This window comes from Candidatus Melainabacteria bacterium RIFOXYA2_FULL_32_9, from assembly GCA_001784615.1.
Classification (GTDB): Bacteria; Cyanobacteriota; Vampirovibrionia; order Gastranaerophilales; family UBA9579; genus UBA9579.
Map to the genome: position 1 here is coordinate 1 of MFRQ01000069.1, position 10,058 is coordinate 10,058.

11 protein-coding genes and 1 pseudogene (1 of these 12 running past the window's edge) are annotated in these 10,058 nt (G+C 31.9%); 6 read left to right on the forward strand and 6 right to left on the reverse strand.

The window, feature by feature from the left end; translation table 11 throughout:
- Positions 1-179: 179 nt before the first annotated feature.
- From A2255_04405 to A2255_04415, 3 genes are all read right to left on the reverse strand, one after another.
- Positions 180-1,292 (reverse strand): hypothetical protein, encoded by a 1,113-nt coding sequence (locus A2255_04405; GenBank protein OGI21087.1) that lies wholly within the window; start codon positions 1,290-1,292, stop codon positions 180-182.
- A gap of 109 nt (positions 1,293-1,401) precedes the next feature.
- Positions 1,402-2,403 carry a hypothetical protein gene (locus A2255_04410; protein ID OGI21088.1) on the reverse strand — a complete coding sequence of 334 codons (1,002 nt, stop codon included), beginning with the start codon at positions 2,401-2,403 and terminating at the stop codon, positions 1,402-1,404.
- A 183-nt stretch (positions 2,404-2,586) separates the two neighbouring features.
- Complete coding sequence (locus A2255_04415) at positions 2,587-3,357, reverse strand: hypothetical protein (GenBank protein ID OGI21089.1); 771 nt, start codon at positions 3,355-3,357, stop codon at positions 2,587-2,589.
- A gap of 82 nt (positions 3,358-3,439) precedes the next feature.
- Between A2255_04415 and A2255_04420 the strand changes: the two genes are divergently transcribed.
- The 6 genes from A2255_04420 to A2255_04445 all read left to right on the forward strand — a co-directional run bounded on the left by A2255_04420 (position 3,440) and on the right by A2255_04445 (position 8,923).
- Positions 3,440-4,219: a hypothetical protein gene (locus A2255_04420; GenBank protein ID OGI21090.1), complete on the forward strand. Its 780-nt coding sequence runs from the start codon at positions 3,440-3,442 to the stop codon at positions 4,217-4,219.
- Positions 4,216-5,007 carry a hypothetical protein gene (locus A2255_04425; GenBank protein ID OGI21091.1) on the forward strand — a complete coding sequence of 264 codons (792 nt, stop codon included), beginning with the start codon at positions 4,216-4,218 and terminating at the stop codon, positions 5,005-5,007. The genes A2255_04420 and A2255_04425 overlap by 4 nt, the downstream gene beginning before the upstream one ends.
- A 2-nt stretch (positions 5,008-5,009) precedes the next feature.
- Positions 5,010-5,564, forward strand: a complete 555-nt coding sequence (locus A2255_04430; protein ID OGI21092.1) for a hypothetical protein — start codon at positions 5,010-5,012, stop codon at positions 5,562-5,564.
- Positions 5,565-5,985: 421 nt separating this feature from the next.
- Positions 5,986-7,986 carry a hypothetical protein gene (locus tag A2255_04435; protein OGI21093.1) on the forward strand — a complete coding sequence of 667 codons (2,001 nt, stop codon included), beginning with the start codon at positions 5,986-5,988 and terminating at the stop codon, positions 7,984-7,986.
- Complete coding sequence (locus tag A2255_04440) at positions 7,987-8,448, forward strand: hypothetical protein (GenBank protein OGI21094.1); 462 nt, start codon at positions 7,987-7,989, stop codon at positions 8,446-8,448.
- Positions 8,449-8,527: 79 nt separating this feature from the next.
- Positions 8,528-8,923: a hypothetical protein gene (locus A2255_04445; GenBank protein ID OGI21095.1), complete on the forward strand. Its 396-nt coding sequence runs from the start codon at positions 8,528-8,530 to the stop codon at positions 8,921-8,923.
- Positions 8,924-8,988: 65 nt separating this feature from the next.
- On the opposite strand, the gene A2255_04450 is transcribed toward A2255_04445, so the two are convergent.
- From A2255_04450 to A2255_04460, 3 genes and pseudogenes are all read right to left on the reverse strand, one after another.
- Positions 8,989-9,264, reverse strand: coding sequence for a 4Fe-4S ferredoxin (locus A2255_04450; protein OGI21096.1), 276 nt, complete (start codon positions 9,262-9,264; stop codon positions 8,989-8,991).
- Positions 9,265-9,300: 36 nt separating this feature from the next.
- The gene (locus A2255_04455) at positions 9,301-9,864 is read right to left on the reverse strand and encodes a ketoisovalerate oxidoreductase (GenBank protein OGI21097.1); all 564 of its coding nucleotides are present in this window, start codon (positions 9,862-9,864) and stop codon (positions 9,301-9,303) included.
- A pseudogene (locus tag A2255_04460) lies at positions 9,864-10,058 on the reverse strand (hypothetical protein); it runs 454 nt beyond the window's last position. The gene A2255_04455 and the pseudogene A2255_04460 overlap by 1 nt, the downstream one beginning before the upstream one ends.

The following is a 10,058-nucleotide window of genomic DNA, read 5'->3' on the forward strand; positions in this document are numbered from 1 at the left end:
CAATAAACAAATCAAAATTTATTCATAAAAAACAGCTACCAATTTTTGGGTTTTTTTAATATTTGAGTTATGCGGTGGTCTTTTATTTGTCATATAGACTCTAACTCGTAAAGAAGCTGAAGGGTTTTAACCTTTCAGCTTCTTTAAATTAATAACATATTGAATTACACTTTTACAATTTATTCACTAGTCTCTGTTGCTGCAGGTACACTTTCTACTTTAGCTGCTTCTTTCTCAGCTTTTGCAGCTTCTTTTTCAGCCTTTTTCACAAATTTTGATAACTCTCCCGGAGGGCCACAGAAATAAAATGGTGGTGGTGGAGGCTGCGGAGTTTCACTAACAGATTCTGAAGAAGAAGAGGTTGTGGAAGATGACGTACTTGTAGATATTACAGGTGCAACATATTCCCCGGGAATAGCTTCCCAATCAGGATGGTATTTTGCTGTCTCGCTAATTATAGGTTTACCAACCGCTATTTCCATGGCTTTTTCTATATCTGTTTTGACTACCTCATATACCTCTTTCATCTCATTTGTTAACTGACCAGTTTTATTAGCATATTCAATCAAGTTAATCATATTTTTATAATTAGTATATGGATTAACAGTATCAGGTCCAACATAATAATATTTTTGAAATATTTCTTCTACAGATTCAGATATAGTAGTTACAGGAGAATCCTGATGAATTAAGATAATATCTTTTGAAATTGTACCTGAATCTATTAATGGAGTAATTTCACGAAGAATTGCATTTGCTGTCGTAGTTACAGTACAAACATCCTCACAGGTATCTTCTATTAAATTTATTTGAATAACCTCTTTTGTTAATATCTCTTCAATAGGATCAATTGCAGGAACCGCTTTACAAGCAGGGCTTAATAAGCTTGCAGCATTAATTGTATAATTTCCTGATATATTTGCATCTCCCAGCATATTTACTATTTTGATAATATCTTGATCAGAAAGTTTATCCCCAGTACTAGTATCAACTCCACCGAGTAAAACCATTATAGCCCGGATTTCATCCACGCAATCTTTGGCTGAAGGATCTTCTAGTAAAAGCTTATATTTTTCAACAAACTGACTAGAATAAGGACCCAGCAACGTGACATATTTATATACATCGTTATCCTTGTATTTTGGAGAACTATTAACTATCCTGTCTGACGCAGTCTTAAATAAAGGTGGAAAAGCCACCAGACCAACAATCAAAACTACCAGCGCAACAGTTAAATACTCAACATAACCCTGCGCCTTTCTACTAAAATAACGCTTAGTCAGCTTCTTCAATTTTATTCACTCCTTCTTTAAACTCTACTTAACTGGTTAAGCAGATATTTATGCGCGCTGTTCCCAATATAAATGAATATTTATTCAGTATGATTGTAGATTTATCGCCTTATTGCAAAAATTCGCTTAAATCACCAGGCTCACCACAAAAATAAAATGAGGCTACTATAGGAGTTGATGATCCACCACCAGAAGATGAAGGAGGTGAATAATATGTACTGGAACCTCCATCAAGTCTAACAGGTATTGATTCCCAGCCAGGATGATTCATTGTAGTATAATACGATGGTGATTCAAGCGTTAACATCATTGCTTCTTCTACTTTTACTTTTAATTTTTCATATACTGCCGCCAATTCTGAGTTTAATTGACTGTTTTGACTTGCATATTCAATTAGGTTGATCATATTTTTATAATTAGTATATGGATTAACAGTATCAGGTCCAACATAATAGTACTGCTTAAATGTATTTTCTATACTTCCTGATATTGAAGAAACAGGGGAGTCATTATGACTGGTAATAATATTAGCCGGTATAGTGCCATCATTAATTAATGATCCTATTTCACGAACGACTGCATTTGCAGTGGTAGTTATAGTACAAACGTCTTCACAGGTATCCTGCATCAAATCGAGGTTAATTACCTCATTTGTCAATATATCTTCAACTTTATCAACAGTTGTAAGTGATTTACAAGCAGGGCTTAATAAACTTGCAGCAGTGATATGATAATTTCCTGCAAGATTAGCATCCCCAAAAGCACTTACCACTTCGGCCAGGGCAGTACTCGAAAGATTTGCACTATTTCCAGCATCAATCGTAGCAATCGTACTCATTATGGATTTTACTTCATCAACACAGGTTGCAGCTGCAGGATCCTCTTCCAGCTTTGTAAATTCTGAAGTAAATGCTCCAGAATATGTCCCTAATACCTGAGCATCTTTATATACATCATTGTTTTTAACTTCTGGAGAATTATTAACTACTTCATTCGATGCGGTTAGAAATAAAGGAGGAAAGGATATTAACGTAATTGCTATAATTATTGCTGCAACACCTAGATACTCAACGTAACCCTGTGCTTTTCTGCTTAGGTAACTCCTTCTCATATTTTTCACACTCTTTCCTTTATTTTTTATACACAAATATAAGGTTGTTTTATAAAAATATTATTCCTTTTTAGTGAGAAAATTATTCAATAAGTCATAAAAATTTTTACATATAATAACAATTGCAACAATCTGTTCACCAATTGTTGCTGCAATTTAAGTCATATCCTGAATATAATCCAATTACAAGATTTTTCCAGTAATATAGCCGTTTTTGAATTCTGTTGTTATGGATAAAAGATCAATTAGGCTGCAATCCCTTAAATCTTTATCAAGATTAACTTCAATTAAGTTCTTACCAGCTTCAGAGGTTCTAAATAATTCTTGAATATTAGATTTATAATGATCAAAAAACTTAATAGCAATATCAGCAGCATCTGATAGCTCATATTCCTGATTATTTTCCTCGCACCTCTTAATGAGCTGCTTTGCAATTAAGCCAGCACAAGCAGTATCCTCTTTTGTGGTTTTATTAGATCTTCCTGCGCATAAAATTAGAACATCATTCTTCTCTTGAAATACTCTATCAACACAAGCAGTAGTATTTACAAAGGCACCTGTGGTAATAAACTTTGCACTTTGAGAGAGTTTTAAAGCCATTGTTCCATTTGTTGTGGTAAAAATAATAGTCTTTCCCTGGACCTTATCCTGAGTATATTCAGAAGGAGAATTTCCTAAATCAAAGTCTTCAGGCTTAATACAATGTCTTTCCCCTGCCAGTAAAATTTCTTCTCCGGGAAATTTCTCTGCAATTTTTTTTGCTTCTTCAATTGTCTCTACAGGAATTATCTTAGAGCATCCCTGAATTTCTTCCATTCCATTAACTCTGTATCCCCACAAAGCATAAGCAATTGTAGACGTAGCCCTTAAGACATCTACAACGATTACACTTTTTTCTGAAATATTTCCTCTTGAAGCTAATTCATAAGGACTAAAAATAACATCAATATACATAAACTACCTTAAAGTATGCTATTCTATAGGGTAAGAATCTTATTTGTATAGAATATCATAAAGCAATTAATTCATTATAAAAATGCTTAATAAAAACAATCTTGAAAAATATAATCGAAATATTATTATAAAAAGTATTGGAGTCGATGGCCAATTAAAACTTTTAAACTCAAAAGTTTTAATTTGTGGTGCAGGTGGGCTTGGATCTGCTGTTATTTCAAGCTTATCTTCAGTTGGGATAGGAACTCTAGGAATCATTGATAATGATAATGTAGAAGTTTCAAATCTAAACAGACAATTTATCCATGGTTTTCACAAAATTGGTGAGAATAAAGTAAATTCAGCAAAAGAATGGATTCAGCAATATAATCCGGAAATTAATGTAAATACACATCTTATTAGATTAAATTCTAATAATTGTGATGCGATTCTGAAGGAATATGATGTAATTATAGATTGTTTTGACTCCTTTGAGTCAAAATTTATCTTAAACAAAGCCTGCATAAAAAATAGAAAAATTCTAATACATGGAGGAGTAACAGAATTTTCCGGACAAGTAATGACAATAATTCCAGGCAAGACAGCATGTTTAAGCTGTTTATTCCCTGAATACAACAAAAGTCTCGAAAATCAAGAAACAAAAGGCGTTTTAAGTCCTATAGTTAATACTATTGGTTCTATTCAAGCTATGGAAGCTGTTAAAATTTTACTAAACTTCAAAAAACTATTAGCAAACAAGTTTTTAAGTTATGATGGAATAGAACAATCTTTTAGGAAAATCGAAATAAAACAAAATAAAAATTGTCCTGAGTGTGAGCAATATCAGTCGACTAAACACTGTCTAGAAGGTAGGGGTTTTTGAATATTTATATATCTTCCTCAATAAAAGAAAATTTAAAAGATACTGTAGATGTAGCAAATCAACTAAATGCAAATATTGAAATATGCAAATTTGCAGATTCAAAGATCTTAGATGGAGATTTTGAAATCGAATTAAACCAATGTTTAGAATCTCTTAGAGATTTTCAAGGAATACTTAGCTTACACGGCACCTTTTTTGATCTTAATCCGGCTTCAAAAGACTCTAAAATTACAGATATAACAGCTTATAGATACAATCAAACCTTGATAGCAGCAAAAACTTTAAATGCAAAAACTGTTGTATTCCATACAGGATATAACGGACAAGTTAAAGCAGAAGGATATCACAATTTATTTATAGAAAGTCAAATAATATTCTGGACAGAATTTATAAAAAGATTTGAAGACGCAGGTATAACTGTAGTACTAGAAAATACTTACGAAAACACAACAGACGTAATTACATCTGCTGTAGAACAGGTAAATTCAAAACATTTAAAAGCTTGTATAGATACCGGACACGTAAATATCAATTCATCTTTAAGTGTGATTGATTGGATAAATGCTCTTGGAAAAAATCTACATCATATGCATCTTCATAACAACTTTGGAGACTTTGATGAGCATAATTCTATATTATCAGGCACTTTAGATTTTCAAGAAATATTGAATCATTTAAAAACTAACGAATTAAATCCTAATCTTATAGTTGAAGTTTTCCAGGAAAAACCTGCTATGGAAAGTTTTGAATTTATCAGAAACCAATTAAATTTAATTTCCAAGGCATAAAAATGAATTCAAGTTTACTAAACATAGATACAACGGCTCTTTTAATTATTGATATACAGGAAAAACTTTTGAAAGCTCAGTTTGAGCAAGAAAAAATTATTAAAAATGTATCTATCCTCGCAGAGACAGCGAAAATTCTTGATATTCCGGTTATTATTTCAGAACAATATCCTCAAGGCCTTGGATTCACAATTAAAGAAATTAAAGAAAAACTTCCTGAAAATACTGATTTTTTTGAAAAAACTAGTTTTAATTGCTGCCTTGAATCTGGTTTTACTGATCAAATTCATAGAATTAACAGAAAACAAATTCTGATTTGTGGGATGGAAGCTCATATTTGTGTGCACCAAACAGTTCATTCTCTAATATCACTTGGATATGATGTTCATATCATTCAAGATGCAGTAACTTCAAGAAAACAAAGTGAATATGAATATGGTTTAAAGAGAATGATAAGTTATGGAGCTATCCCAAACTGTACAGAAATGGCTATTTTTGAGCTAATAAAGTGTGCCAAACATCCTCAATTTAAATCTATACAGAATTTAGTAAAATAAAAACTAGTGGACTGACTAAATAATTTCAATGGAAATACTTTCTCCGTCGCTGTACCTGTTAGCCAGGCAAGGCTCCTACGAAAACATTCCCATCTCCATAATTTATTGATTATAGATTGCCACGGTGCCAGAGGCACAAACCCATCATCAATGATTCTTGTATATTAAAAAAGATTGTTGACAATGTGATAGTGGCTTAGCCACCTCGCAATGACACTGCATTGGAATGGTTTATAATTATGGCAGTGCAAAGCACTTCGCGATGATAGTTAAGTTTCAGTTATATCGAGTTTTTTATTAATCTGGCAATTCAGATAAATAAATAATAAGAAATTTTAAAATTTTGACCTTTTTATATAACCCATCAGATAATTATTAAATTAATCATTTCTAAAACAAAAAAAGATGGGGATCATCACAAATGAAAATCATGAAAAATAGAATTATACTTTTATTAACAATTTTAATTGCGTTAAATTCTTTTCCAGCAAAAGCAATGACTCCTAAAGCTTTAAGGCATTATAATAATGCACTGACACTTTATGGTATTCATGACATTGATGGAGCAAAAGAAGAACTCGAATTAGCTATAAAATTATCGCCTGAAGATCCTCTGATTCATATTAAGCTGGCAGGTATACTATCAGAGATTGGTCTATGGAGAGAAGCTTTAAAAGAATACACTGAAGCAGCAAGACTTAAACCTGATGATGCTTTTATATACGTAAGCATTGGCAATATTCTTCAGGAAAACAATGATTATGATAATGCTCTTAATGCCTATATGCAGGCTTTAGAAATAGCTCCTGAATATAAATACAATTATTTAAACATTGCAACTATAAAAAATATAAAAGGTGATACACAAGGAGCAATTGATTATTATAAAAAGTTTTTAGCCCATTATCCCGATCATATTGACACAAGAAAAAACCTTGCATCTATATACTTAGCTAAAAATCTTCCAGAAAAAGCTATTGAAGAATACGAAATTATTCTCAATATTAATCCTAATAATTTCAAAGAATATTCAAATTATGGAAAGGCTTTGCTACTGGTTAAAAATTATACTAAAGCAATTGAAGTCCTGAAAACCGCAATAGCCAAAAATCCTAATGATGCTGAAGCGCACGCTAATTTAGCTATTGCTTACATTAACACAGATCAAAAAAACAACGCAGTAAATGAGTATAAAATAGCTTTAAAAATAAATCCCGTTTTACAGAATGTCAGATTTGATCTTGCAAATCTTTTAGCTGAACTTGGTAAAACTGATGAAGCAATCGTTTATTATGAAGAATATCTAGTAGCGGTTCCGGATAATTATGTGGCCCATTATAACCTTGCCGTTATTTACCAGAACAAAAATAAATTAGACAAAGCTATATCAGGATTGCAGACTGCTCTTAGTTTAAAACCTGATGATGTAAACATAAAACAAGAATTAGCAAGAAGTTATCACCTTATTAAAAACTATGAAAAAGCCATCGCTTTATATACAGAAGTATTACAAAGTAAAAATGCTGATCCTGAACTTTATTACAATGTGGCTCTTGCTTACCACTCAAGCAAAAACTATGACAAAGCTTTAGAAAATTACGAAAAGTCCCTACTACTTAAAAATAATGACAAGGTAAAACAAGATTACGCTAAAGCTTTAACCGCAAAAGGCAACGAACTTATATCAAATAAAAAATATGAAGAAGCGGTTGCATATTATAATAAAGCGCTAGAAAATAATCCTGATGATTTTTATGCGCTTTCTGGACGCGCAAATGTTTATCAAAAATTAGGCAAGTACGCTACAGCAATAGAAAGTTATGAAAAAGCCATCGTTCAAGATTCATCCAGTAGCGATCTTTTCCTGGCTTTTGGAAATTCCCTTATGAAATCTAACAAAACTACTGAAGCAAAAGGCGCTTATGAAAGAGCTTTAGAAATCAATCCCAATTCAGCAAGTGCATTTATAGGACTTGGAGATGTTCATTATAAAAATAATGAACTCACCAAAGCAATCGATGAATATAATAAAGCTGTAGCATTAGATAAAAAAAATATTGGAGCTCTTATCAAACTGGGAAATGCTTATAAAGATCAAAATAGACTATTAGAAGCTCAAAATTATTATGAAAGAGCTTTAGAAGTCAGTCCTGCTAATACAAATGCCAAATATAACCTAGCCTTAATTTTAGTAGAATTTGGTGATCTTAAGCTTGCTAAAACGCATTACAAGGATATAATTCAGACAAATCCTGACTTTCCATATGTTTACTATGCTTTAGCTGTAGTAAATGAAAAAGAAAGAGAATATAAAGAGGCTATAATTAATTATGAGAAATATCTCGCATTATTGCCTAACGATGATAACTCTCTAAACGTTAAAGTCAGAGTAGAAATGCTGAAAAACAAAATAAATAAATAGATGTTGTATATTATTAAGGATATGTTTCATAATAAAGCTATAAAAATGAAAAAATATATATTTTTATTATTATTCTTCTCTATTACAATCTTATTTTCCGGCTGTAATAAAAATAAAGCATTAATATTTTTCAGCGCAAATCCTATAACCATAGAAACATTCTCCATGGATAAAGTTGAAACAACTTTTCAAGAAGGTCAAAAAATTTATTTTGTCCTGTTTAACCCAAAACCTTTTACAAGCGACATACTCAGAATACAGGTCCTAAAAATTGACAGGAAAGCTCCATATTATGGTTTTACCATTGCCCATGCCAGAGATATAGAAATTGATAAAACCCTGAATTATGCTACAGATTATTTTTGTATACACCAGGAAGGTTATTATATATTAAGAATCTTCAGTAAAGACAAGCTGGAAAGACCTATAGCAGAGGCTGATTTTGAGATTAGCTCATTATGAAAATAAACACTTACCATACATTAAAAGACTCACAACGACAAAAGTAATATCCCAACTCCTTAATTCACAATAAAAAATTATGATTTCTAAAATTAAAAATTTAATTCAAAAATTCCAAAAACCAAGATTTATAAGAGCAGGGAGCTGTAAAAGATGTGGTACCTGCTGTAAAACTATTACCTTTAAAATCCAGGATAAGTTTATAACCAGTGAAAAAGGGTTTGAAGAACTCAAAAAACGGCAGTCAAAATATAATCACTTTTTTATTTCAGGCAGAGATAAGCAAGGAATATTACTTTTTACCTGCAAATCACTTGGAAAAGATAATTCCTGCAAAAGTTATATACTTAGATCTTTGTATTGCAGAATTTACCCCAAAATAAAAACAAACCTTATTGCAGCAGGAATGGAAACTATAGATGGCTGTGGCTTTTACTATAAAAGCTCAATCGAGTTTAAAGAATTTTTAAAATAAAAATAAACCAAAAAACAAAATTCCCTTCTAATCGAAGGGAATTTTGTTTACTATATTAAATTTATTTACTTAACTTTTTCTATTCTGATAGCGCTATCAGGACAGATCATTTCACACGTACCACAAGCAATACATTTCTCTGGATCTGGCTCTACAGCTGGAGTTGAGTAAAGACCAACTTCCTTAGACCATTTAAGGCAAGTATCACCTTTTTTGTTGATTGGGCATTTTACTAAACATAAGCCACAACCTTTACAAAGGTCCATATAAATGTGCCAGTTGGCTCTGCCTTTACCAACACCTTCAAAAGTCATACCTTTATATTCTTTAGTTGTCACCATTTTGGCTCCTTATATTTTACCTAAACTATTATGTACTTATACATTAGCTGTTTCTTGAATCAATGACATACCACGATCAAGAGCTTTGTAGTTAAGTTCTCTTAGCTCTGGCTTAGCTTCAAACTTCTTGCCAAGAGCTCCTTCAAGAGCATCTTTAACATATTTGAGTTCAACAACGCTTGTTGCTTTTAATATTACACCTAAAACAATAATATTAAATACTCTTGAGGTAAGCTCATCATTAGCAATTTTATTTGCAGGAATACCAATGATTCTCTTAGCTTTCATTTCAGGCTTGGTATTACAGACAGATGTATCATAAATAACCGTAGTATTTTCATCTACATAAGTAGAACAGCGTTCAATAGCTCTATCTGACAGCATCATTACAATATCACCCTTAGAGAATCTGGGTTCTCCGATTTCAGTGTCAGAAATTTGGCAAAATGCAATACTTACACCGCCTCTTTGCTCTACACCGAAGTTAGGAATATATAATACTTTTTTATCTGCTGCGTAACCGGATTCAACAAGGATTTTAGCAATACTTTGTACGCCCTGTCCACCTTCACCAGCTAATACAATTTTTGATCTTGCCATTACTTAACTCCTTCTATTGCCTGAGGAACTACTAATTCACCAACTTTGAAGTAGTCTTCCATAGTTTGTAATCTATCCCATGTATCCACGTTATTGGTTCTCCAGTTAAGTGGACAAAGAGAAAGAACTTCTACATAAGCAAAACCACGTCCGTCAGCAACATTCTGAAGAGCTTTTTTCATCATTGTTTTTAA

Excerpts from the sequence above, each read along its gene's own strand:
- A2255_04410 (OGI21088.1), bottom strand. The coding sequence starts at position 2,403 with ATGAGAAGGAGTTACCTAAGCAGAAAAGCACAGGGTTACGTTGAGTAT.
- A2255_04415 (OGI21089.1), bottom strand. The coding sequence starts at position 3,357 with ATGTATATTGATGTTATTTTTAGTCCTTATGAATTAGCTTCAAGAGGA.
- A2255_04420 (OGI21090.1), top strand. The coding sequence starts at position 3,440 with ATGCTTAATAAAAACAATCTTGAAAAATATAATCGAAATATTATTATA.
- A2255_04430 (OGI21092.1), top strand. The coding sequence starts at position 5,010 with ATGAATTCAAGTTTACTAAACATAGATACAACGGCTCTTTTAATTATT.
- A2255_04435 (OGI21093.1), top strand. The coding sequence starts at position 5,986 with ATGAAAATCATGAAAAATAGAATTATACTTTTATTAACAATTTTAATT.
- A2255_04440 (OGI21094.1), top strand. The coding sequence starts at position 7,987 with ATGTTGTATATTATTAAGGATATGTTTCATAATAAAGCTATAAAAATG.
- A2255_04445 (OGI21095.1), top strand. The coding sequence starts at position 8,528 with ATGATTTCTAAAATTAAAAATTTAATTCAAAAATTCCAAAAACCAAGA.
- A2255_04450 (OGI21096.1), bottom strand. The coding sequence starts at position 9,264 with ATGGTGACAACTAAAGAATATAAAGGTATGACTTTTGAAGGTGTTGGT.
- A2255_04455 (OGI21097.1), bottom strand. The coding sequence starts at position 9,864 with ATGGCAAGATCAAAAATTGTATTAGCTGGTGAAGGTGGACAGGGCGTA.